This is a genomic window from Pseudomonas sp. TE31087 (genome assembly GCF_057284075.1).
In genome coordinates, this window is sequence record NZ_JBXVNN010000001.1 from 5,528,244 (window position 1) to 5,550,228 (window position 21,985).

Annotated in this window: 20 protein-coding genes; 11 read left to right on the forward strand and 9 right to left on the reverse strand. The window is 65.7% G+C overall.

What is annotated here, in order from left to right; translation table 11 throughout:
- Position 1 precedes the first annotated feature (1 nt).
- Together ACZ899_RS25035 and ACZ899_RS25040 are read right to left on the reverse strand one after the other, a co-directional pair.
- Entirely contained in the window at positions 2-415 is a 414-nt protein-coding gene (locus ACZ899_RS25035; RefSeq protein ID WP_028691568.1) for a DUF4398 domain-containing protein, read from the reverse strand.
- A 255-nt stretch (positions 416-670) separates the two neighbouring features.
- Positions 671-1,015 (reverse strand): hypothetical protein, encoded by a 345-nt coding sequence (locus ACZ899_RS25040; RefSeq protein WP_050704382.1) that lies wholly within the window; start codon positions 1,013-1,015, stop codon positions 671-673.
- 144 nt (positions 1,016-1,159) lie between these two features.
- Here ACZ899_RS25040 and ppc point away from each other — a divergent pair, with 144 nt between their 5' ends.
- From ppc to ACZ899_RS25075, 7 genes are all read left to right on the forward strand, one after another.
- Complete coding sequence (gene ppc, locus ACZ899_RS25045) at positions 1,160-3,787, forward strand: phosphoenolpyruvate carboxylase (protein ID WP_234562845.1); 2,628 nt, start codon at positions 1,160-1,162, stop codon at positions 3,785-3,787.
- A 258-nt stretch (positions 3,788-4,045) separates the two neighbouring features.
- Positions 4,046-4,696 (forward strand): adenylate kinase, encoded by a 651-nt coding sequence (gene adk, locus ACZ899_RS25050; protein WP_028691565.1) that lies wholly within the window; start codon positions 4,046-4,048, stop codon positions 4,694-4,696.
- Positions 4,697-4,787: 91 nt separating this feature from the next.
- Positions 4,788-5,462 (forward strand): tRNA (adenosine(37)-N6)-threonylcarbamoyltransferase complex dimerization subunit type 1 TsaB, encoded by a 675-nt coding sequence (gene tsaB, locus ACZ899_RS25055; protein WP_234562846.1) that lies wholly within the window; start codon positions 4,788-4,790, stop codon positions 5,460-5,462.
- 132 nt (positions 5,463-5,594) lie between these two features.
- Positions 5,595-5,885, forward strand: coding sequence for a hypothetical protein (locus tag ACZ899_RS25060; RefSeq protein WP_203651067.1), 291 nt, complete (start codon positions 5,595-5,597; stop codon positions 5,883-5,885).
- Positions 5,886-5,888: 3 nt separating this feature from the next.
- On the forward strand, positions 5,889-6,758 hold the full coding sequence (locus tag ACZ899_RS25065; protein ID WP_232857721.1) for a DUF72 domain-containing protein: 870 nt from the start codon (positions 5,889-5,891) through the stop codon (positions 6,756-6,758).
- A gap of 22 nt (positions 6,759-6,780) precedes the next feature.
- Positions 6,781-7,611, forward strand: a complete 831-nt coding sequence (locus ACZ899_RS25070) for an isocitrate lyase/PEP mutase family protein (protein WP_234562847.1) — start codon at positions 6,781-6,783, stop codon at positions 7,609-7,611.
- A gap of 15 nt (positions 7,612-7,626) precedes the next feature.
- Positions 7,627-8,307 carry an extensin-like domain-containing protein gene (locus tag ACZ899_RS25075; RefSeq protein ID WP_442800073.1) on the forward strand — a complete coding sequence of 227 codons (681 nt, stop codon included), beginning with the start codon at positions 7,627-7,629 and terminating at the stop codon, positions 8,305-8,307.
- Between the two features lie 2 nt (positions 8,308-8,309).
- Here the strand turns inward: ACZ899_RS25075 and ACZ899_RS25080 are convergent, their stop codons facing one another.
- Positions 8,310-8,930 (reverse strand): energy transducer TonB, encoded by a 621-nt coding sequence (locus ACZ899_RS25080; RefSeq protein ID WP_203651072.1) that lies wholly within the window; start codon positions 8,928-8,930, stop codon positions 8,310-8,312.
- Positions 8,931-9,026: 96 nt separating this feature from the next.
- Between ACZ899_RS25080 and ACZ899_RS25085 the strand changes: the two genes are divergently transcribed.
- Positions 9,027-9,809: a class I SAM-dependent methyltransferase gene (locus ACZ899_RS25085; RefSeq protein WP_234562848.1), complete on the forward strand. Its 783-nt coding sequence runs from the start codon at positions 9,027-9,029 to the stop codon at positions 9,807-9,809.
- A 949-nt stretch (positions 9,810-10,758) separates the two neighbouring features.
- On the opposite strand, the gene ACZ899_RS25090 is transcribed toward ACZ899_RS25085, so the two are convergent.
- Positions 10,759-11,400: a TetR/AcrR family transcriptional regulator gene (locus ACZ899_RS25090; protein ID WP_050704392.1), complete on the reverse strand. Its 642-nt coding sequence runs from the start codon at positions 11,398-11,400 to the stop codon at positions 10,759-10,761.
- Between the two features lie 171 nt (positions 11,401-11,571).
- Between ACZ899_RS25090 and ACZ899_RS25095 the strand changes: the two genes are divergently transcribed.
- The gene (locus tag ACZ899_RS25095) at positions 11,572-12,672 is read left to right on the forward strand and encodes an efflux RND transporter periplasmic adaptor subunit (RefSeq protein ID WP_203651074.1); all 1,101 of its coding nucleotides are present in this window, start codon (positions 11,572-11,574) and stop codon (positions 12,670-12,672) included.
- Positions 12,673-12,678: 6 nt separating this feature from the next.
- Positions 12,679-15,744 carry an efflux RND transporter permease subunit gene (locus tag ACZ899_RS25100; protein ID WP_234562849.1) on the forward strand — a complete coding sequence of 1,022 codons (3,066 nt, stop codon included), beginning with the start codon at positions 12,679-12,681 and terminating at the stop codon, positions 15,742-15,744.
- Positions 15,745-15,810: 66 nt separating this feature from the next.
- Here ACZ899_RS25100 and ACZ899_RS25105 read toward each other — a convergent pair whose 3' ends face one another.
- Together ACZ899_RS25105 and plsB are read right to left on the reverse strand one after the other, a co-directional pair.
- Positions 15,811-16,500, reverse strand: coding sequence for a DUF4197 domain-containing protein (locus ACZ899_RS25105; RefSeq protein ID WP_096049485.1), 690 nt, complete (start codon positions 16,498-16,500; stop codon positions 15,811-15,813).
- A 65-nt stretch (positions 16,501-16,565) separates the two neighbouring features.
- On the reverse strand, positions 16,566-19,055 hold the full coding sequence (plsB, locus tag ACZ899_RS25110) for a glycerol-3-phosphate 1-O-acyltransferase PlsB (protein WP_234562477.1): 2,490 nt from the start codon (positions 19,053-19,055) through the stop codon (positions 16,566-16,568).
- Positions 19,056-19,283: 228 nt separating this feature from the next.
- Between plsB and ACZ899_RS25115 the strand changes: the two genes are divergently transcribed.
- Positions 19,284-19,493: a cold-shock protein gene (locus ACZ899_RS25115; RefSeq protein WP_011535295.1), complete on the forward strand. Its 210-nt coding sequence runs from the start codon at positions 19,284-19,286 to the stop codon at positions 19,491-19,493.
- 64 nt (positions 19,494-19,557) lie between these two features.
- Here ACZ899_RS25115 and ACZ899_RS25120 read toward each other — a convergent pair whose 3' ends face one another.
- From ACZ899_RS25120 to dapE, 3 genes are read right to left on the reverse strand one after another with little or no spacing between them, the layout of a single operon-like run.
- Complete coding sequence (locus ACZ899_RS25120; protein WP_203651087.1) at positions 19,558-19,935, reverse strand: hypothetical protein; 378 nt, start codon at positions 19,933-19,935, stop codon at positions 19,558-19,560.
- 17 nt (positions 19,936-19,952) lie between these two features.
- The gene (locus ACZ899_RS25125; protein WP_203651089.1) at positions 19,953-20,765 is read right to left on the reverse strand and encodes a putative RNA methyltransferase; all 813 of its coding nucleotides are present in this window, start codon (positions 20,763-20,765) and stop codon (positions 19,953-19,955) included.
- Positions 20,765-21,916 carry a succinyl-diaminopimelate desuccinylase gene (gene dapE / locus ACZ899_RS25130; RefSeq protein WP_203651094.1) on the reverse strand — a complete coding sequence of 384 codons (1,152 nt, stop codon included), beginning with the start codon at positions 21,914-21,916 and terminating at the stop codon, positions 20,765-20,767. Before dapE ends, ACZ899_RS25125 begins: the two co-directional genes overlap by 1 nt.
- Between the last annotated feature and the right edge of the window lie 69 nt (positions 21,917-21,985).

Below are 21,985 nucleotides of genomic sequence, written 5' to 3' on the forward strand. Positions count from 1 at the left end.
CTCATTCGGCGCTGCGCAGGCCTTCCTCGCGTACGTCGTTGATGCCTTGGCGGGCATCCTGCACGGCCTTCTGGGCCTTGGCCGCCTGGGCCTTGCGCTCGGCGACGCGGGCGTCCCACTCGGCCTGTTCGGCCAGCAGCTTGGCCTGGTCGTACTGCTTGTCGTGCATGGCGATCTCGGCCTTCTTGAACTTGTCCTGGGCAGCCTTCATCTCCACCGCGGCGAATTCGGTGCCACCGGCACTGACCGCCGAGTTGACCGCCGATTGGGTCACGGCGTATTGCTCGGTGGGCGGCTTGCCCGCGCAGCCGGCCAGCACCAGGCTGCTGCCCAGGGCCAGCGCGGCCAGCTTGAGCCCGCGCAGGTGAGTGGAGGAAGGTTGTGCGATGCGGGTCTTCATGGTGGTCAACTCCATTGGGTCACTCCTGTTAAACGACGATGCCACGTGGTGGCTATCGCTGTTCCCCTGTGGCCAGCGTCGGGCGCAAAGGCCCGTGTTTACAGGGTTTTGCCGTGATGGCTATTGGCTGTGACCGAGGCGTTTTTTGAATAGTTCAGAAAAATTTGCACGCTAAAGGTATTTTTTTCTGACTAATCAGTCAGCGGAATTTCCGTGGAACTTCCGCTGTGGATGACGGTATGCCGGGCCTTGCCCGGCACCCGGAAAGGCTCAGTGCGACTGCTCTTCCCGCACCCGGCCAAGGGCCTGCAGGTGGCGTCGGGAGAGGGCCAGGAAGCGCGGCGTCGGGCCGATGTCCTCGTACAGCGGGTCGCCTTCCTCGTCGGTGGCGATCACCTGCTGGCCCTTGATGTAGGGGAAGCTGGCCTCCAGTTCCTCGAGCGCCGCCGCCACCAGTTCGCCCAGCAGTTCCTCTGGGCTGCGCTTGGGGTACATGTCGATCAGCGCGGCCAGGCGCGCTTCGGCTTCCATGTCCAGGTGCAGGACATGGCCGGTGGGGCTCAGGCGGCCGGCGGCGTTCTGTTCCCAGTGCTGGGCGAGTTGGCGAATTTTCATGATGACCTCTGTCAAAGCCTGGTAATGGCATTGCTTCGGATGTCCTGTGTTCACTTTAGTTGCTCTGGCCGTTTCTGGCTTGCCAGGCGCAGGCGCGAGTGGGCACTCTTGGGCGCATGCGGTTTCCTGGAGTGGAGAAGGCTGATGAGTGATATCGATCTGCGCTTGCGCGAGGATGTGCACCTTTTGGGAGAACTGCTGGGCGAGACCATCCGCCAGCAGCATGGCGAGGCGTTCCTGCAGAAGATCGAGGACATCCGCCACAGTGCCAAGGCCGACCGGCGCGGGCAGGGCGAGCGACTGAGCTCGACCCTGGGTGACCTGGCCGAGGAGGACCTGCTGCCGGTGGCGCGGGCGTTCAACCAGTTTCTCAACCTGGCCAACATCGCCGAGCAGTACCAGCTGATCCGGCGTCGCGACGCCGACCAGCCCGAGCCCTTCGAGGCGCGGGTGCTGCCGGAACTGCTGGCGCGGCTGAAGACGGCGGGCCACGGCAATGATGAGCTGGCCCGGCAACTGGCCAGGCTGAACATCGAGCTGGTGCTTACCGCCCATCCCACCGAGGTGGCCCGCCGCACCCTGATCCAGAAGTACGACGCCATCGCCGCGCAACTGGCCGCGCAGGACCACCGTGACCTCGTTCCCGGCGAGCGCCAGCAAGTGCGCGAACGCTTGCGCCGCCTGATCGCCGAAGCGTGGCACACCGAGGAGATCCGTCGCACCCGGCCGACCCCGGTGGATGAAGCCAAGTGGGGCTTCGCGGTCATCGAGCATTCGTTGTGGCAGGCGATCCCCAACCACTTGCGCAAGGTCGACGCGGCCTTGTTCGAGGCCACTGGGCTGCGCCTGCCGCTGGAGTCGGCGCCAGTGCGCTTCGCCTCCTGGATGGGCGGTGACCGCGACGGCAACCCCAATGTCACGGCGGCGGTCACCCGCGAAGTCCTGCTGCTGGCGCGCTGGATGGCCGCCGACCTGTTCCTGCGCGATATCGATGGCCTGGCCGCCGAGCTGTCCATGCAGCAGGCCAGCTCCGCGCTGAAGGACAAGGTCGGCGACAGCGCCGAGCCTTATCGCGCCCTGCTCAAGCAGCTGCGCGACCGCCTGCGCGCCACCCGCGCCTGGGCCCATGCCTCGCTGACGAGCACGCAGCCGGCCAGCGCCGCGGTGCTGGTGGACAATCGCGAGCTGATCGCGCCGCTGGAGCTGGCCTACCAGTCGCTGCATGAATGCGGCATGGGTGTGATCGCCGACGGCCCGTTGCTCGACTGCCTGCGTCGGGCGGTGACCTTCGGCCTGTTCCTGGTGCGCCTGGACGTGCGCCAGGATGCCGCCCGCCACCGCGATGCGCTGTCGGAAATCACCGACTACCTCGGCCTCGGTCGCTATGCCGAGTGGGACGAGGAGCGACGCATCACTTTCCTTCAGGCTGAGCTGAAAAACCGTCGCCCGCTGTTGCCGGCGCACTTCCAGCCCCAGGCCGAGACGGCCGAGGTGCTCGCCACCTGCCGCGAGATCGCCGCCGCGCCTGCGGCGTCGCTGGGGTCGTACGTGATCTCCATGGCTGGCGCGGCCTCCGATGTGCTGGCGGTGCAGTTGCTGCTGAAGGAGGCCGGGCTGACCCGGTCGATGCGCGTGGTGCCGCTGTTCGAGACCCTGGCCGACCTGGACAACGCGGGCCCGGTGATGGAGCGCCTGCTCGGTTTGCCGGGTTACCGCGCCGGTCTGCAAGGGCCGCAGGAGGTGATGATCGGCTATTCCGACTCGGCCAAGGACGCCGGCACCACCGCGGCGGCCTGGGCCCAGTACCGCGCCCAGGAGAACCTGGTGCGCATTTGCCGCGAGCACCAGGTCGAACTGCTGTTGTTCCATGGCCGGGGCGGCACGGTCGGGCGCGGCGGCGGCCCGGCCCACGCGGCGATCCTGTCGCAGCCACCGGGCTCGGTGGGCGGACGTTTCCGCACCACCGAGCAGGGCGAGATGATCCGCTTCAAGTTCGGCTTGCCGGGCATCGCCGAACAGAACCTCAACCTTTACCTGGCCGCCGTGCTGGAGGCGACCCTGCTGCCGCCGCCACCGCCGGAGCCGGCCTGGCGCGCGCTGATGGACCAGTTGGCCGCCGACGGCGTCAAGGCCTACCGCGCCGTGGTGCGCGAGAACCCGGACTTCGTCGAGTACTTCCGCCAGTCCACCCCCGAGCAGGAGCTCGGTCGCCTGCCGCTGGGCAGCCGCCCGGCCAAGCGCCGCGCCGGGGGTATCGAGAGCCTGCGGGCGATTCCGTGGATCTTCGGCTGGACCCAGACAAGGCTGATGCTGCCGGCCTGGCTGGGCTGGGAAACGGCGCTGAACAATGCCCTGGCACGCGGGCAGGGGGCGCTGCTGGCACAGATGCGCGAGCAATGGCCGTTCTTCCGCACCCGCATCGACATGCTGGAGATGGTCCTGGCCAAGGCCGATGCGCAAATCGCCGAAGCCTACGACGAACGTCTGGTGCAACCCGAACTGCTGCCGTTGGGCGCGCACCTGCGCGACCTATTGTCGCAGTCGTGCCGGGTGGTACTGGGCCTGACCGGGCAGCCGGTGCTACTGGCGCACAGTCCGGAAACCCTGGAATTCATCCGTCTGCGCAACACCTACCTGGACCCGCTGCACCGCCTGCAGGCCGAGTTGCTGGCACGCTCGCGCAGCCGTGAAGCCGCTCTGGACAGCCCGTTGGAGCAGGCCTTGCTGGTGACCGTGGCGGGGATCGCGGCAGGTTTGCGCAACACCGGCTGAGGTTGTTCGAGGCCGGTCGTGGTCATTAGCCGGGCTGGCCTCGACCCAACCCCCGATGGCCGGTTGCGCCGGGCGCAACCAGTGCCCCGGCCAGCGGCGGGCGGCCCGTTCCTGGCACTTTTGGACGCTTGTCGGGGGGGCGGGCGCTGTGTATCTTGAGCAGCCTTTTGACCGATTTTACGGTCTCGTCCGATTTTCCGGAGTTGGCCTTGTGCGCCGAATCCGTTGATTTGCAAAGAAAAATATGAGGAGCACAAGATGCGCGTAATTCTGCTGGGAGCTCCCGGGGCCGGTAAAGGTACTCAGGCAAAGTTCATCACCGAGAAGTTCGGTATTCCGCAGATCTCCACCGGTGACATGCTGCGTGCCGCCGTCAAGGCCGGCACCCCGCTGGGCCTGGAGCTGAAAAAGGTCATGGATGCCGGCCAGCTGGTCTCCGACGAGCTGATCATCAGCCTGGTCAAGGAGCGCATCGCTCAACCGGACTGCGCCAACGGCTGCCTGTTCGACGGCTTCCCGCGTACCATCCCGCAAGCTGAAGCCATGGTCGCTGCCGGTGTCGACATCGACGCCGTGGTCGAGATCGCCGTGGACGACGAAGAGATCGTCGGCCGCATGGCCGGTCGCCGCGTGCACCTGGCCTCGGGCCGCACCTACCACATCCAGTACAACCCGCCGAAGGTGGAAGGCAAGGATGACGTTACCGGCGAAGACCTGATCCAGCGCGACGACGACAAGGAAGAAACCGTGCGTCACCGCCTGTCGGTCTACCACAGCCAGACCAAGCCGCTGGTGGACTTCTACCAGAAGCTGTCGGCGGCCAACGCCGGCAAGCCGAAGTACAGCCACATCGAAGGTGTCGGCTCGGTCGAGTCGATCACCGCCAAGGTACTGGCAGCCCTGAGCTGATCCGTCGACCTTGTCCGACAACGGCCCGCTTGCGGGCCGTTGTCGTTTATACTGCCGCTCTTTTTCCCCTGTCGCCTGGATACCTCGTTCGATGACCACCTTGCTGGCCCTGGATACCGCCACCGAAGCCTGTTCCGTCGCCCTGCTGCACGACGGCAAGGTGACCAGCCACTACGAGGTGGCCCCACGCCTGCACGCGCAGAAGCTGTTGCCGATGATCAAGCAGCTGCTGGCCGACTCGGGTGTGGCGCTGAGCGCGCTGGACGCCATCGCCTTCGGTCGCGGCCCGGGCGCCTTCACCGGCGTGCGTATCGCCATCGGCGTGGTCCAGGGGCTGGCTTTTGCCCTCGAGCGTCCGGTGCTGCCGGTATCCAACCTGGCGGCCCTGGCCCAGGGCGCGCTGCGCGAGCGAGGCGTGCAGCAGGTGGCCGCGGCCATCGATGCGCGCATGGACGAGGTGTACTGGGGTTGCTACCGCGCCGAGCAGGGGGAGATGCGCCTGATCGGTCAGGAAATGGTGCTGCCACCCGAGCGGGTAGCGCTGCCGCAAGACTTGGATGGCGAGTGGTTCGGCGCCGGTACCGGCTGGGGCTACGCCGAGCGCCTGGCGGTGCAGGTCGCGGCGAGCGACGCCGTTGCCTTGCCCAGCGCCCTGGACATCCTTGCCCTGGCCGGCTTCGCCTGGGCCCGGGGCGAGGCGGTCGCCGCCGAGCAGGCGCAACCGGTCTACCTGCGCGATAATGTGGCTACGCCCAAGGCGCGTTGAATGCAGTTCGTCGGCTATCGCCGTTCACGATAAAACCTTTTGCGTGTTCTGTGGTCCAGTTATCAGTTCGGGCATTAGCGAAGGATTCCTGATGCTGCTAAATTGCCATCATTGATCCTGAGTGCCCCTGTCATGCGTATCGACGGCTTCTCCTCACAGAGCTACCCCATCAAGCGTACGCCTCGCAAGGCGCCAGCGCGTGACGAAGCCATCGACGAAGCCGATGCCGAGATCATCGAGGACATCGACGCACAGGTCAGCCGTGCCAGCCGTCGCGGCGAGAACCTGCCGGCCCGCCAGCAGGACCTGATCTACCCCCGCGCCCGCGACCGGCGTACCTCCACGGCCCTGGCCAGCTACCTGACCACTGCCGGCTTCACCGACTGGGAGATGGAAGTACTGGGGCTGGACCTGTACATTTGATGGATGACGCCATCACCCCGCCCTTATTTCCTCGGTTGCCCGTCCTGGGCTGAAAACGCCTGGCGCGAGTACCTATACCCCGCCGACGCTCGCACCAGCGAATTCCTCGGGCTGTACAGCCAGGTATTCAACGCCGTCGAAGGCAACACCACGTTCTATGCCCGTCCCGCGCCAGCGACGGTCGAGCGTTGGGCGCAGATCATGCCGGCGGGGTTTCGCTTCACCGCCAAGTTTCCCGGGGATGTCAGCCACGCGGGCGACCTGCGCGAACAGCTCGACTCGGCGCTGGACTTCACCCGACTGATGGCCCCCTTGGGCGAGCGCGTGTCGCCTTACTGGCTGCAATTGCCGGCGATGTTCGGCCCGGCGCGCCTGGGCGAGCTTGCGTACTTCCTCGATGAGATCGGCGTGCCGGTGGCGGTGGAGGTGCGCAACGACGCATTCTTCGCCCGTGGCGAGGAGGAGCGCCAGCTCAACCGGCTGTTGCATGAGCGTAGTGTCGAACGCATCTGCCTGGATCCGCGTGCGCTGTTCAGCTGCGCTTCGCGCGAGCCCGCCGTGCTTCATGCCCAAGCCAAGAAGCCCAAGGTACCGCCGCGCCCGGCAGCCTTTACCCAACACCCGCAGGTGCGCTTCATCGGCCATCCCGAGCTCGAGGCCAATGAGCGCTTTCTCACGCCCTGGGTGGACAAGGTCGCCGCCTGGATTGAAGAGGGGCGCCGCCCCTACGTATTCCTGCACACCTCGGACAACCGCCTGGCTGCGGCACTGGCGCAGCGTTTTCACCAGCGCCTGATGACCCTGTTGCCAGGCTTGGCGGCGCTGCCTGAATTGCCGCGCGCCCCTGAGGTCGAACAACTGGGATTACTGTGATCTGACTGTCGGAGGTTGAACCATGGATGTGCAAACCCTGCGAGCCGAAGCCTTCAAGGCACTGCATGAGCGTGATGGCGCGTTCGTCATTCCCAACCCGTGGGATGGCGGCTCCGCACGGTTGCTGGCCAGCCTGGGTTTCGAAGCGCTGGCCACCACCAGTGCCGGGTTGGCGTTCAGCCTCGGACGGCCGGATGCCGAAGGCGCGCTGACGCTCGAGGAGACCCTCGACAATGCCCGCGCCATCGTCGATGCCACGCCGTTGCCGGTGGCGGCGGACCTGGAAAACGGCTTCGGCGATCTGCCGGAAGACTGCGCGCAGACTATCCTGCGCGCTGCCGAGGCGGGGCTGGTGGGTGGTTCGATCGAGGATGCCAGCGGTCGCAACGATGCGCCGATCTACGATTTCGAACACTCCGTGGCACGGGTGCGTGCCGCCGTTACGGCAGCCCGCAGCCTGGCCTTCCCCTTCACCCTCTGTGCCCGCGCCGAGAACCTGCTGCACGGGCGCCTCGACCTGGACGACACCATCCGCCGGTTGCAGGCTTATGCCGAAGCCGGAGCGGACGTGTTGTACGCGCCGGGTCTGCGCAGTGTCGATGAGATCCGCGCGGTGGTGCAGGCCGTGGCCCCCAGGCCTGTGAATGTGTTGATGGGCATGGCAGGCGTGCCCTTGAGTGTGAACCAGTTGCAGGACCTGGGGGTGAAACGGATCAGTGTCGGTTCCTCGCTGGCGCGGGCGGCGTTGGGCGCTTTCCAGCGGGCTGCGCTGGAGATCCGCGAGCAGGGCACCTTCGGCTATGGCGAGCAGGCCCTGCCTTTCGCCCAGCTCAACGATCTGTTCCGTCGCTGAGGTCGCATGCGCAGAATGTTCACCCTGCTGGGCGGCCTGTTGCTGGTTGTGCTGCTCGCCTGGTTGTCGGGCTGGCGTCTACCGGATGCCTGGAATCCCTGGGCTGCCCTGGATGTGCGGCATCCTCCGAATCTGCTGACGCCCTACAAGCTGTCGCGCCTGCGCGACGATCCCGAGCTATGCCGCCAGGCGTTGCAGACCACCCCGCTGCGGTATCGACCGCAGAGTGACAGCCCGCCGCAGGCCGCTTGCCCGTTGCGCAACGTCTGGCGGGTTGAAGGTGGGCAGGCGCGCTTGAGCAGCAGTTTCCTCGCCAGTTGTCCGCTGGCGGTGGCCTATGCGCTGTTCGAAGTGCATGGATTGCAGCCGGCGGCGCAGCGGGTGTTCGGTCAGCCGGTGGTCCAGGTCGATCATCTGGGCAGTTTCGCCTGCCGCAATGTCTACCACCGCAAGCAAGGCCGGCTCAGCCAGCATGCCACGGCCAATGCGCTGGATATCAGCGGTTTTCGCCTGAAGGATGGCCAGCGCATCGTACTGGCGCAGGACTGGCGGGGAGAGGGCCCCAAGGCTGACTTCCTGCGGCAAGTTCAGGCGGCGGCCTGCGAGAGCTTCAGCACGGCTTTGGGGCCGAACTACAACGCCGCGCACCACAACCACTTTCACCTGGACATGGGTTTCTGGCAGATCTGCCGTTGAACTCAGGCGTGTACGCGCACGTTGTTCAGCACCACCGGGCGCGCCCAGTGGATATCGAACTCCAGGTCGTTCTGCTGCTTGGCCAGCGTCTGCTCGTCGAAGGGTTCGGGCGCAGGGTCGAGCAGGTTGGTCTCGAACTCGGCGATCGGCAGGAACAGCGGCCGTGGCGATGGGCCGGGGCCGGGCTCGGCGGTGGGGTGGCCCTGGCTCATGACCACAGGGCGCAGCCAGCTGTTGCTGATATCGAGCTGGCGCTGTTGCTCGATCAGTTCGACGGTGTCGAAGGGCTCGGGGGCGGGCGGCAGCAGCTTGGCTTCCAGTTCTGCCTTGGGCAGGAACAGCGGCTCAGGCGGAGCCACTTCGGTGTCGTGAACAGGCAGGGTGCGCTGGGCATCGATCAGGGCCAGGGCGCGGGCACCGCCGACTGGTTCGCCGCTGTCCTGGTCGCACTGCATCAGCGCCTGGCTGAAGGTGTCGACTTCGCCTTGCGATTGCTCTGCCATGGCCTGGGCGAAGAAATCCTGCCACAGGTGGCTGACGCCACCCAGTGCCTGGGTATTCTGTCGACCGTAGTTGCCGACAGGCGACAAGTAGGTCAAGCCGATGGGAAGAGTGTCTGACATGGCAGTCGCGGACGTTGAGCTCTGGCAGAATAGCGGGATATTGCCTGTATCGGCTCTGGCCGGGGTTTCATTAATTTATTTCGAGTGCGGGAACGGATGGTAGAGCAGCAGCAAGGCGCAGGTATCAGGGTCGAGGCACTGGCCCCGCAGTTCCAGGCGCAGGCCGAGGCATGGGCCGAGCGGCTGGGCTTGCCGTTGGTCGATGAAACCGCGGAGTTCGCCGTGCAGCTGGGGGACGAGGGGCTGCAGATCCAGCAGCTCGGGCCGCAGGCGCCGGGGCCGGTGCGGGTGGATTTCGTCGAGGGGCAGGCGGCGCACCGGCGGTTGTACGGGGGTGGCAATGGGCAGATGATCGCCAAGGCCGTGGGCATCGCCCAGGGCGTGCGGCCGCAGGTGCTCGACGCTACTGCGGGGCTGGGCAAGGATGCGTTCGTGCTGGCCAGCCTGGGTTGCCAGATGACCCTGATCGAGCGTCAGCCGTTGATCGCTGCGCTGCTGGAAGATGGTCTGGCGCGGGCGCGTGGGGACGAGGAGATCGGACCGATCGTTGCGCGCATGCGGTTGCTGACTGGCAATGCCATCGAGCGGATGCGGGCTTGGGAGGGGGAGGCGCCGCAGGTGATCTACCTGGATCCGATGTTTCCGCATCGGGACAAGAGTGCGTTGGTGAAGAAGGAAATGCGGGTGTTCAGGCCTTTGGTCGGCGATGACCTGGATGCGCCTGCTTTGCTCGAGGCGGCTTTGGCGCTCGCCACGCATCGAGTGGTGGTCAAGCGGCCGCGCAAGGCGCTTGTTATCGAGGGGGCCAAGCCGAGTCATAGTCTGGAGGGGAAGTCGAGTCGGTACGATATATATCCCAAGAAGGCTCTGAAGGCTTGAGTGTTAGTTAGTTAGTTAGTTAGTTAGTTAGTTAGTTGGCTGGTTGGCTGGTTGGCTGGTTGGTTAGTTGGGGTGTTTGTTTTTAAAGTTGTAGGCGCATTCATTTGCGATGTCGACGCTTAATCACCTTTCCGCCCTTACGGCGGGTAACTTTTTGAAGGATCAAAAAGTCACCAAAAAATCCTCGCTCCATTCATCCGGCCCTACGCTTCGCTCCGGGTTCCCTCACTCCGGTCTTGCTCCCGGGAGGACCGCGCTGCAGGGCCCATCCTGGGCCCCAGCGCTTGACGGGCATCCATGCCCGTCACCTCCCTCCGCAAGTCCTGCGTTCGGCCTCCTGAAGTCGCGAAGTTACGAGCGGCGCCTGGGCTGGCGCAGCTGTCGCTAGTTGAAAGTTTAATTAATCTCTCGATCCCATCGCGGGGCAAGCCCGCTCCCACGCAATAGTCGTCGTTATATAGCTATCTGTAGGAGCGGGCTTGCCCCGCGAAAGGGTCGGAACAGCCAATACATAATTAACTGTCAAACAACCAACTTCGAATTTCTTGCTCTTGCTCTTGCTCTTGCTCTTGCTCTTGCTCTTGCTCTTGCTCTTGCTCTTGCTTCTAAGCGCGCAATAGTCCAGGCGCCGCCAATTGCGACTTCAGGAGGCCGAGCGGAGTTCTTGCGTAGGGAGGTGACGGCCATGGATGGCCGTCAAGCGCTGCGCCCCAGGATGGGGCGTTCAGCGCGGTCCTCCCGGGAGCAAGAACGGAGCGAGGGGACCCCGGAGCGCAGCGTAGGGGCCGGATGAACGGAGCGGAACGGTTTTGCCTACTTTTCCCTAGAGAAAAGTAGGTCGCCGTAAAGGCGAAAAGGTGACTAAATGTCGACATCGCCTACGAATGAGCATGCAAAAATCAAAAAAATCACCCCCGAACCCGAACCCGAACCCGAACCCGAACCCGAACTACCTCCGAAAAGCCCGAACAAAAACCCCAACAGCCTCCCGCACATGCGCCTCAGCCTCATCCCCACTCAGCGCCTGCGCACACCCCAGCAACAACCGATAATCCGGCGCCCCCTTCACCAGGCAGAAGAAATGCTCCGCCGCCCGCAACGGGTTGTCGATCCGCAGCAACCCCCGCTGGTCGACACAGTGCAGCAGCGCCGCCATCCCGGCCATCACCCGCTTCGGCCCCGCCTCGTAGAAGTACTGCCCAAACCCCGGATCCTGGCTACCCAGGGCAAAGATCAGGCGACTCAGCTTGACCGCCTCGTCACTGCTGATCAGCGCCTGGAACCCCCGGGCAATGTTCAGCAGCACATCCTCCACCGCCACCCCTTCCGGATACTCGAACATCAAGTCAGGCAACTGGTTCTGGCAGGTGGACATGACCGCCGCGCCGAACAGCGTCTGCTTGTCGGTGAAATGGCTGTAGACGGTGAGCTTTGAAACACCTGCCGCCGCAGCGACCGCATCCATGCTGGTGTTGGCATAGCCAAGGCTGAGGAACAGGTGCTTGGCGGCTTCGAGGATGGCCTCGCGCTTGGCCAGGTCCTTGGGCCGGCCTGGGCCGATGGGTGCGTCGTTGGACATGAGGGACCGCATTCAGTGTGAAAGGGACACATCTTACCGGGTCGTGAAGGCGTCGGCTGCAGCATACGTCGCAAGGCTAATATGGATTTTCTCTGACACGCCCGCTTCCCCGGCCCGGTTCGCTGACTTAATATACTCGTCAGTATAAATATTCGATGCGCCCTCTGCCAAAGGTCATTCATCATGTTGCGTCGTGCGTTGTCCCTCGCCCTGCCGGCAGCCGCCGTGCTCCTGCTTTCCGCCTGCGGCCAGGAGGCCGCGCCACCTGCCGCGCCTCGTCCGGCACTGGTGGTCCAGCCGCAACCCGCGCAGGCCTCGGCCGACAGCTATCCGGGCGAGGTGCGCGCGCGCTTCGAGCCTGAACTGGCGTTCCGCATCGGCGGCAAGGTCAGCAAGCGCCTGGTGGAAGAGGGGCAGCGGGTCAAGGCCGAGCAGCCGCTGGCCGAGCTCGACCCCCAGGATGTACGCCTGCAACTGGAGGCCAACCGCGCCCAGCTGGCGGCAGCCGAGGCCAACCTGGCGCTGGTGCGCGCCGAGCGCGACCGCTACCAGAAACTGCTGGACCGGCAGATGGTCAGCCGCTCCCAGTTCGATAACGCCGAGAACCTCTACCGCGCCGGCCAGGCGCGCCTGAAACAGGCCAAGGCCGAGTTCGAGGTGGCCGGCAACCAGGCCGAGTACGCGGTGCTGCGCGCGCCCCAGGCCGGGGTGATCGCCAAGCGCCAGGTCGAGGTGGGCCAGGTGGTGGCCGCCGGGCAGACCGTGTTCACCCTCGCCGCCGACGGTGAGCGCGAAGTGGTCATCGGCCTGCCGGAGCAGCAGTTCGCCCGCTTCGCCGTCGGCCAGACGGTGAGCGTGGAGCTGTGGTCGCACCCGAACCGACGCTTCGAGGGCCGCATTCGCGAGCTTTCCCCGGCGGCGGACCCGCGTTCGCGGACCTTTGCCGCACGCATCGCCTTCACCTCCAACGACACGCCGGCCGAGCTCGGCCAGAGCGCCCGGGTGTTCATCGACCATGCCGAACGCTCGCCGCTGGCGGTGCCGCTCTCGGCGGTGACCGCCGAGGCCGGCCAGGCCTATGTCTGGAAGGTCGGCAAGGACAACCGCCTGGAGCGCGCGCAGGTGCGCCTTGGCGCCTATGGCGCCGACAGTGTGCCGGTGCTCGAAGGGCTGCAGGCCGGCGATTGGGTGGTCGCCGCGGGCGGCCATGTGCTGCGCGAGGGACAACAGGTGCGGCCTGTGGACCGCAGCAACCGTGAAGTGAACCTGGCGGCCAAGGAGTAAGTCCCGATGGGTTTCAACCTTTCCGCCTGGGCGCTGCGCAATCGCCAGATCGTGTTGTTCCTGATGATCCTGCTGGCGGCGATCGGCGCCATGTCCTACACCAAGCTGGGGCAGAGCGAGGATCCACCCTTTACCTTCAAGGCCATGGTCATCCGCACCCTGTGGCCCGGGGCGACCGCCGAGGAAGTGTCGCGCCAGGTCACCGAGCGCATCGAAAAGAAGCTGATGGAGACCGGCGAGTACGAGCGGATCGTCTCGTTCTCGCGGCCCGGTGAGTCCCAGGTCACCTTCATGGCCCGCGACGCGATGCATTCCAAGGACATCCCCGAGCTGTGGTACCAGATCCGCAAGAAGGTCGCGGACATCAAGCACACCCTGCCGCCCGAGGCGCAGGGGCCGTTCTTCAACGACGAGTTCGGCACCACCTTCGGCAACATCTATGCCCTGACCGGCGCCGGCTTCGACTATGCGGTGCTCAAGGACTACGCCGACCGTATCCAGATCCAGTTGCAACGGGTCAAGGACGTGGGCAAGGTCGAGCTGATCGGCCTGCAGGACGAGAAGGTCTGGATCGAGCTGTCCAACGTCAAACTGGCCACCCTGGGTATACCGCTGGCCGCCGTGCAGCAGGCGCTGCGCGAGCAGAACGCGTTGAGTACCGCAGGCTTCTTCGAGACGCCCAGCGAGCGCCTGCAACTGCGGGTCAGCGGGCGCTTCGACAGCGTCGAGCAGATTCGCCAGTTCCCCATCCGCGTAGGTGACCGCACCTTCCGTATCGGCGACGTCGCCGAGGTGCAGCGCGGTTTCAATGACCCGCCCGCGCCGCGCATGCGCTTCATGGGCGAGGATGCCATCGGCCTGGCGGTGTCGATGAAGGACGGCGGTGACATCCTGGTGCTTGGCAAGGCCCTGGAAGGCGAATTCGCCCGCCTGGCGCAAAACCTGCCGGCGGGCATGGAGCTGCGCAAGGTGTCCGACCAGCCGGCGGCGGTAAAGGCCGGGGTCGGCGAGTTCGTCCAGGTGCTGATCGAGGCCCTGGCGATCGTCCTGTTGGTGAGCTTCTTCTCCCTGGGCCTGCGCACCGGACTGGTGGTGGCGCTGGCGATCCCGCTGGTGCTGGCCATGACCTTTGCCGCCATGTACTACTTCGGCATCGGCCTGCACAAGATTTCCCTGGGGGCGCTGGTGCTGGCCCTGGGCCTGCTGGTGGACGACGCGATCATCGCGGTGGAGATGATGGCGATCAAGATGGAGCAGGGCTACGACCGGCTCAAGGCAGCGAGCTACGCCTGGACCAGCACGGCATTCCCGATGCTCACAGGTACCCTGATCACCGCCGCCGGTTTCCTGCCGATCGCCACGGCGGCTTCCGGCACGGGGGAGTACACCCGTTCGATCTTCCAGGTGGTGACCATCGCCCTGCTGACCTCATGGGTCGCCGCGGTGGTGTTCGTGCCCTACCTGGGTGAGCGCCTGCTGCCGGACCTGGCCAAGCTTCACGCGGCCCGCCATGGCGCCGACGGGCATGCCCCCGATCCGTACGCCACGCCGTTCTACCAGCGCGTCAGGCGGGTGGTGGAGTGGTGCGTGCGGCGGCGCAAGACGGTGATCGTCCTGACCATCGCCGCGTTCGTCGGCAGCATCCTGCTGTTCCGCTTCGTGCCCCAGCAGTTCTTCCCGGCCTCCGGCCGGCCGGAGCTGATGGTCGACCTGAAACTGGCCGAAGGTGCCTCGCTGAACAACACCGCCGAACGGGTCAAGCAGCTGGAGGCGCTGCTCAAGCAGCAGGATGGCATCGCCAACTACGTCGCCTACGTCGGCACCGGCTCGCCGCGCTTCTACCTGCCGCTGGACCAGCAACTGCCGGCGGCGAGCTTTGCCCAGTTCGTGGTGCTGGCCAAGTCGCTGGAGGACCGTGAGCGTCTGCGCAGCTGGCTGATCGGCACCCTCGACCAGCAGTTCCCCGACTTGCGCTCGCGGGTCACGCGCCTGGAGAACGGCCCACCCGTGGGCTATCCGGTGCAGTTCCGCGTCACCGGCGAGCACATCGAGAAGGTCCGCGCCCTGGCCCGCGAGGTGGCGGCCAAGGTGCGCGAGAACCCGCATGTGGTCAACGTGCACCTGGACTGGGAGGAGCCGAGCAAGGCGGTGTACCTGGACATCGACCAGGACCGCGCCCGGGCCCTGGGGGTGAGCACCGCGCACTTGTCGAGCTTCCTGCAGAGCTCGCTGACCGGCAGCAACGTCAGCCAGTACCGTGAGGACAACGAGCTGATCGAGATCCTCCTGCGCGGCACCTCGGAGGAGCGCCGCGAGCTGGGCAGCCTGGGCAGCCTGGCAGTACCTACCGACAACGGCCAGAGCGTGGCCCTGTCGCAGGTGGCGACCCTGGAATACGGCTTCGAGGAAGGCATCATCTGGCACCGCAACCGCCTGCCCACCGTCACCGTGCGTGCCGACATCTACGACAAGGAACAGCCGGCGACCCTGGTCAAGCAGATCCAGCCGACCCTGGCCCAGATCAAGAGTGAGCTGCCCGATGGCTACCTGCTTGAAGTGGGCGGCACGGTGGAAGACTCCGAGCGTGGCCAGCGCTCGGTGAACGCCGGCATGCCCCTGTTCATCGTGGTGGTGCTGAGCCTGCTGATGATCCAGCTGCGCAGTTTCTCGCGGATGTTCATGGTGTTCCTCACCGCGCCCCTCGGGTTGATCGGCGTGACCCTGTTCCTGCTGGTGTTCCGCCAGCCGTTTGGTTTCGTCGCCATGCTCGGGACCATCGCCCTGGCGGGGATGATCATGCGCAACTCGGTGATCCTGGTGGACCAGATCGAACAGGATATCGCTGCGGGGATGGCGCGTTGGCAGGCGATCATCGAGGCCACGGTGCGGCGCTTCCGGCCGATCGTGCTGACCGCATTGGCGGCGGTGCTGGCGATGATTCCGCTGTCGAGGAGCGTGTTCTACGGGCCGATGGCGGTGGCGATCATGGGCGGGTTGATCGTCGCCACGGTGTTGACCCTGCTGTTCCTGCCGGCGTTGTATGCGGCGTGGTTCAGGGTCAGGAAGGACTGACAACATCGCGGGTCAAGCCCGCTCCCACCGTGGGAGCGGGCTTGACCCGCGATCGGAACCGACGCCTCAGAGTGCGCCGAACACCTTCTTGGCCAGGCTGGTCGCGGCACCGGCCGGGTTCTGGCGAATGCTCTCTTCCTGCTTGGCGATCATCTCGAACAGCCCGTCCAGGGCTTTCTCGGTCACGTAGCTCTCGATGTTGGCGCTCTTGGCGTCGACCACGCCCAGGCCTGCGGCTTGCCCGGCGAAGTTGTTGTACTGCTGGGCCAGGCCGACCTTGTCGGTGGCCTGCTTGACGATCGGCAGGAACTTGGCGCGGATCTGCTCGCGGCTGCTCTTGTTCAGGTACTGGGTGGCCGAATCCTGGCCGCCGCTGAGGATGCCCTTGGCATCGGTCACGGTCATCTTCTTCACCGCGTCCACCAGGATCGCCTGGGCTTGTGGCACCGCAGCCTCGGCGGCCTTGTTCATGCTGGTTTCCAGGGCTTCGACCTGTTCACCCTTGCCGAACATCTTCATGGCCTTGGCGGCCTTGCCGAGGTTGCCCGGCAGCTCGATGCGCACGTCGGGGTTGTTGCTGAAACCGCCGGGGGTGCTCAGTTGCTTGACGGCGATCTGCGCGCCTTGGGTGAGGGCGTCCTTCAGGCCGCCGGAGGCGTCGCTCTGGGACAGGTCGCCGAGCGACAGGGCCAGGGCGTTGGCCGACAGCAGCAGGCCGGCGCACAGGGTGGTGAAGCGCAGGGAGGAGCGGATCATGGGGATTTCCTTATGGGCAGAATGGTGCAGGTTCAGCGTATCGGGTAGACCGGGATCGGGCCAGTTCACTCAACCGCCACAGGTTCCGGTGTTTCATCGCGGTGCAAGGCTACCTGGCGAATCGACAGACGCAGCTCTGCCGACAGTACCCGCTTGGCCACGCCCTCGGCCAGCTCGGCAAGCTTGTCGTGGTAACCCAGCTTGCCGTTGTCGTCCGGCTGCAGCACGCCTTCGCGCATCAGGGTCTGGATGAAGTGGCGGAACAAGGTCTTGTCGAAGAACTCCGGGGCGTTCAGGCCATGCAGGATCGACAGGCGCTGGGCCATCATCACGCACAGCTCCTCCAGCTCTTCGGCGCTCAGTGTGTGCTGGCCGCTGTTGAGCAGCAACGAGGTGGCCATGTAGAAGCGCTGCAGGGTCTGGGTGATGGTGCGTGCCAGCAGGGTCAGCAGGACGAACTGCCGCGAGCTGGGAGCTGGACGCATGTAGATGTCCTGCTCCCTGCGCAGCAGCCCCTGCTCGACCAGCGCCGTCAGCCACTGGTCGATCACCTCGTCCAGTTGCTCGGGCGTCCAGCGCAGGAACAGCTCGGCCTGCAGGTACGGATACAGCGCCCGCACGTACTGGCCCAGCAATTCGCGGCTCATGCGCGAGCTGCTGAGGAAGAAGCTCGCCAGCAGCCCCGGCAGGGCGAAGATGTGCAGTACGTTGTTGCGGTAATAGGTCATCAGCACCGCATTGGCTTCGTCCAGGTAGAGGATGCGCCCCAGCGCGTCCTTCTGCTCGGCCAGCAGGTCCATGCCCAGCACGTGGTCGATCAGCGCCTTGCCGTCGCCATCGGGCAGCGTGGTATGCGGCGAGTAGGGCACCTGGCGCAGCAAGGCCAGGTACAGGTCGAGTACGCGGGTCAGGGCGCGTTCGTCCAGGGCCAGGCGGCTGGTCGACAGCAGAGCCAGGGCCACCAGGTTGACCGGGTTGATCGCCGCGGCTTCGTTCAGGTGACGGGCGACCGTCTCGCCCAGACGGGTGGTGGTGTCGTTGAGCCAGTCCGGGCGGAACTGCGGGCCGAGCGGCTGATCGCGCCAGCCGGGCTGCTGTTCGTCGAGGAAGCTGTTGAGGCGGATCGGCTCGCCGAAGTTGACGTAGACCTGGCCGAAGCGCTGCTTGAGCGCGCCGATGACCTTGAAGATGTCGAAGATCGATTCTTTCTTCTTGCTGGCGCCGCGCAGTTCGCCCAGGTAGGTGCGGCCTTCGAGCACCCGCTCGTAGCCGATGTACACCGGGACGAAGACGATCGGCGTGCGCGAGGAGCGCAGGAAGCTGCGCAGGGTGATCGCCAGCATGCCGGTGCGCGGCTGCAGCATGCGCCCAGTGCGCGAGCGGCCGCCCTCGACGAAGTACTCGACCGGGAAGCCCTTGGTGAACAGGGTGTGCAGGTACTCGTTGAACACGGCGGTGTACAGCGGGTTGCCCTTGAACGTGCGGCGCATGAAGAAGGCGCCGCCGCGGCGCAGCAGGCCGCCGATCACCGGCATGTTGAGGTTGATGCCGGCGGCGATGTGTGGCGGCGTCAGGCCGTTGCGGAACAGCAGGTAGGACAGCAACAGGTAGTCGATGTGGCTGCGGTGGCAGGGTACGTAGATCACCTCGTGGCCGGGGGCGATGCCCTGCACCTGCTCGATGTGGTTGACCTTGATGCCGTCGTAGATCTTGTTCCAGAACCAGCTGAGCACCACTTCGAGGAAGCGGATGGCGGTGTAGGTGTAGTCCGAGGCGATCTCGTTGCCATAGTGCAGCGCCTTGGCCTCGGCCTTGGCGTAGGGGATCTTCTCGCGATCGGCCTCGTCGCTGATGGCCTGGCGCACCAGCGGGTCGTGCACCAGGCCCTTGACCAGGTTGCGTCGGTGCGAGATGTCGGGGCCGATCACCGCGGTCTTCAGGTTGCGGAAATGCACGCGCATCATGCGCTGGGCCATGCGCACGGTGCGCTCATGCCCCTTGTTGTGCTGCACCAGCTCACGCAGGTGGATCGGCGCGGAGAACTGCACGCGGGTCTTGCGCCCCAGGATCAGCACGCTGAGCAGGCGGCGCAGGCGGCCGGTGACGGCCCAGCTGTCGGCGAACAGCAGCTTCCACGGGCTCGACTCGCTGGCGGGGGTCTGGCCCCAGAAAACGCTGACCGGAATGATCTGCGCGTCTTCCTCGGCGTGCTGGCTGATCGCCGCGACCAGGCGCTCGAGCGTCGGTGGCGCGCCGCGTTTGTCCTGGCGGCCGAGCCAGTCAGGCTCGGGGGTCAGGTAGAAGAACGCCGCGGGCTCCTGCAGCGGGCCGACGGCCACCGGCAGCACCGGACGTGGCAGCCCCGCCTTGGTGCACTCGTGGTCGATCACGGCCAGATCGGTGAGCGACGGCGAGGAGAGGGCGTAGAACACCGGTCGGCTGCGGTCGAGCTTGAGCGTCAGCGAGGACTGGTTGATGGTTTCGGAGCGCACCCACAGGTAGAGAACGCGACGCAGGGCGCCGAAGATGAGGCGGCGCAGGGGGGAACGGGTCATGGGGTGGGGCCCTGGGTGAAAGTTTTCGTGTTTTACTGCCCGTTAGTCTGCCGTATCTGCGTAAGTTCAGCAAAATTCGGCCAAAAATGACCCTGTCATGAATTTTTTTTGTTCCCTGTCATATACTCGGCCTGCCGCTTGCAGGATATTCGTGCAAGCTGCGTCGGCGCGGACGGTGAACCCGCGCCAGCAAGGCGATCTTCAAAATAAAAATCCGGAGTAGTTCAGATGTCGTCTCGTGAGACTGGGAATGTGAAGTGGTTCAACGATGCCAAGGGTTATGGCTTCATTCAGCGCGAAGGTGGTGCGGACGTGTTCGTCCACTATCGGGCTATCCGCGGTGAGGGGCATCGCACCCTGGTCGAAGGGCAGCAGGTCGAGTACGCCCTCGTGCAAGGCCAGAAAGGCCTGCAGGCCGAGGACGTGGTAGGGCTCTGAGCCTCGCGGCTGTACGCTCAAGCTGCAAGTTGACCGTGGAACTTGCAGCCTGATGCGAACGCCTTCAGTTCGTGCGCCAGGTGATTTCCTGCTCACCGTCGGCGCTGATGCGGATCCAGCGATCGGCATCTTCTTCCCCGTCTTCCTCCGCCCAGCTGCCAGGCGCACAGCGCACTTCGACGTTGAGCGCGGCGAATGCCGCACGGGCGCAGGCGATGTCGTCGGCCCACGGGGTCTGGTCGCTTTCCAGGTACAGGCTGTTCCATTTTCCCACAGCTTTCGGTAACCAGGTGACCGGAATGTTACCGGCCATGCACTTGAAGGTCTGGCCTTTCTGCTTCCATTCGCTGCACGGGCCCAGGGCCAGGGCGAGCCAGTCGGCGATCTGCTTGTGATCGACGTCGTCGTCCTTGAGGTAGATCTCGATATCGGGTTGACGCATGGGGGGCTCCAGTGTGCTCAGTCTTGGCGCACGAAATAGTCATAACGCATGGAAACGGTGACCTCAAAGGGTTCGGGCTGGTCGATCACCCGTGCGCGCTTCTCGGCGCTGGCACGCCAGCCGTGCGGGGTCATGGCCAGCAGGTCGGCGCGGGCCTTGGCGTCGGCCAGGCTCAGGCGGAACTCGAGGATCTCGCCGTGGGCGTGGGCCATGCCCTCGGGGACCAGGGCCAGGTGCTTGTCGTCGGCGTACGGGCGCACTTCATCGTAGAGCACCTCGCGCAGTTCCATCAGGTGGCCGCTGGTCGGTCCGACCCGCATCAGGCCGCCGCCGGGGGCGAGCAGGCGCCTGGCCTCCTGCCAGTCGAGCGGGCTGAACACGCTGGCGATGAAGCCGCAACTGGCATCGGCCATGGGCACGCGGGCCATGCTGGCGACCATCCAGGTCACCTCGGGGGCGCGGCGGCAGGCGCGCTTGACCGCCTCGCGGGAGATATCCAGGGCGTAGCCGTCGGCGGCCGGCAGGGCCTGGGCGATCTGCGCGGTGTAGTAGCCTTCGCCGCAGCCGATGTCCAGCCAGGCCTGTGGCTGGCGCTCGGCAGCCAGTTGCGCCAGGCGGTGCGCTACCGGGGCGTAGTGGCCGGCGTCGAGGAAATCGCGGCGGGCTTCGACCATGGCCTGGTTGTCGCCCGGATCGCGGCTGTTCTTGTGCTGCACCGGCAGCAGGTTCAGGTAGCCCTGGCGGGCGCGGTCGAAACGGTGGCCGGCGGGGCAGGCCACGCCATTGTCGAGTTGCGCCAGCGGCGCCTGGCAGAGAGGGCAGGCGAGCATCAGGCGAGCAACCGTACCAGGGTCTGGTAGTAGATCTCGGTCAGCAGGTCGAGGTCGCTGGCCAGGATGCGTTCGTCCACCTGGTGGATGGTGGCGTTGACCGGGCCGAGCTCGACCACCTGGGTGCCCATGGTGGCGATGAAGCGGCCGTCGGAGGTACCGCCGCTGGTCGATGGGCGGGTTTCGCGACCGGTGACCGCCTTGATGCTCGACGATACCGCATCGAGCAGGTCGCCCGGCTCGGTGAGGAACGGCAGGCCCGACAGCGCCCAGTCGATGTTCCATTCCAGCTGATGCTTGTCGAGGATTGCCGCGACGCGCTGCTGCAGGCCTTCGACCGTCGATTCGGTGGAGAAGCGGAAGTTGAACAGCGCGGTCAGCTCGCCCGGGACCACGTTGGTGGCGCCGGTACCGGAGTTGAGGTTGGAGATCTGGAAGCTGGTCGGCGGGAAGAACGCGTTGCCTTCGTCCCAGTGCTCGGCGGCAAGTTCCGCCAGGGCCGGCGCGGCCAGGTGGATCGGGTTGCGCGCCAGGTGTGGGTAGGCCACGTGGCCTTGCTTGCCGCGCACGGTCAGCTTGGCGCCAAGTGAGCCGCGACGGCCGTTCTTGACCACGTCACCGAGCAGGGTGGTGCTGGACGGTTCGCCGACGATGCACCAGTCCAGGCGTTCGTTGCGTGCCTTGAGGCGCTCGACCACGGCCTTGGTGCCATGGTGGGCCGGGCCTTCCTCGTCGCTGGTGATCAGGAAAGCGATCTTGCCGCGGTGATTCGGGTAGTCGTGCACGAAGCGCTCGCTGGCCACCACCATCGACGCCAGGCTGCCCTTCATGTCGGCGGCGCCGCGGCCGCAGAGCATGCCGTCGGCATCGATCAGCGCCTCGAACGGTTCATGCTGCCACTGTTGCACCGGGCCGGTGGGGACCACGTCGGTGTGGCCGGCGAAGCACAGCACCGGGCCGTCCTGGGTGCCATGGCTGGCCCAGAAGTTGTCGACGTCCTCGATGCGCATCGGCTCGAGCTGGAAGCCGACGGCGCCCAGGCGGTTCATCATCTGGGTCTGGCAATCGGCATCGACCGGGGTGACCGAGGGGCGACGGATCAGGTCGCAGGCCAGTTGCAGGGTAGGCGAGAGCTCGGCTGGGGCCGTCATTGAAGGACTCCGGGGCAAGGCAAGGCGGGGAAACTGAGGGGCGTTATCTTATATCAAACCATGGTGGAA